The sequence below is a fragment of the Moorena sp. SIO4A1 genome (assembly GCF_010672065.1).
Lineage (GTDB): Bacteria > Cyanobacteriota > Cyanobacteriia > Cyanobacteriales > Coleofasciculaceae > Moorena.
The window spans coordinates 1-1,193 of record NZ_JAAHHX010000904.1 but is presented as its reverse complement, the minus strand read 5'-3'; the positions used below and the strand labels follow the sequence as shown (position 1 = coordinate 1,193).

Annotated in this window: 2 protein-coding genes; one reads left to right on the top strand and one right to left on the bottom strand. The window is 44.9% G+C overall.

Going from position 1 to position 1,193, the window contains the following annotated elements:
• Positions 1–236 precede the first annotated feature (236 nt).
• Positions 237–434, top strand: a complete 198-nt coding sequence (locus tag F6K53_RS43960) for a hypothetical protein (RefSeq protein ID WP_293024915.1) — start codon at positions 237–239, stop codon at positions 432–434.
• Between the two features lie 370 nt (positions 435–804).
• On the opposite strand, the gene folE is transcribed toward F6K53_RS43960, so the two are convergent.
• On the bottom strand, positions 805–1,193 hold a 389-nt coding region (folE, locus tag F6K53_RS43955), incomplete at its 5' end, for a GTP cyclohydrolase I FolE (protein ID WP_293087145.1).

The following is a 1,193-nucleotide window of genomic DNA, read 5'->3' as shown; positions in this document are numbered from 1 at the left end:
GGAGCAGATAATTTGCGCTCGCTGTTGTGTTTTACTCAAGCAGTGCGACTTCATTCGTGGTCTGACCCATTTTCATTGGTGGCAGGCAGCCAAGGCTTAACGATAACTATTTAACCGGATTTGATATTACCCCATCTCACGAGCTTCCCAACGTGTAAAGATGGGTCGCTGATGAAAGTGGAAGCTAATTTGGCACCAAATTCAAGTGTCTCAAGGAAAAGCTATAAGGAAAACCTATGTTGAATTATACAGAAAAGCTAAATCCCTGGATCATTGTCCTTTTGCAACCCAAGCTCAGCAATATCACCGTTGGCCGATTTCGACGGCGCGGCAATGCTGAAGAACATCTACGGGTTTTAAAGCAGATGATGCCTGAGGCAAAATTTTCCATTATGTTTGATGTGGAGACTATTAGGGAGGATTGTGTTAACTAGTGGCTAAAGTGAGTCATTAGTCATTACTCATCTGTCGTAAGCATTCAGCCGTCAGCCTAATGCCGTCAGCTTATTTTATTCAAAAGCTGTTCGGTGTAGCCTGCCCTATGGGCATAAACTGTTCCGGTAGCGTGGCGACAGGCCTTTCGCTGATACGCGACACGCTGATAGCTGATAGCTTACCATCTGTCATCAGCAACTACCGTTACTAATGTGTGTGTGTTTTTCACTAAGGACTAATAGAACTCTGGTGAAAATCATGGCTCTACTCCTTGTCAGGTCTAAGCTAAACGTTAATTTTCCCAGAGATCTAATCACTAATGACTAATGACTTTTTTAGTAGGATTAGTTAACCGTTCAAGTCAAACCCCTAAAAGAAATTCGGTTGATGGCGAATTAGGTTGAGAAATTCCTCACGAGTTTTTTGATCCTCTTGAAAAATCCCGACCATCGCACTGGTGCCAGTCCAAGACCCTGGTTTTTGCACACCCCGCATCACCATGGACATATGGGTAGCTTCCATCACCACAGCCACACCCTTGGGATCTAGGACAGCTTGAATGGCTTCGGCAATCTGGCGAGTCAGCCGTTCCTGAACTTGCAGTCGCCGTGCATACATCTCGACCACACGAGCTATTTTACTGAGTCCTACCACTTTTTGGTTAGGGATATAGGCGACGTGAGCCTTACCCATAAATGGCAACATGTGGTGTTCACAGAGGCTAAAGAAATTGATATCCCGCACGAGTACCATTTCAT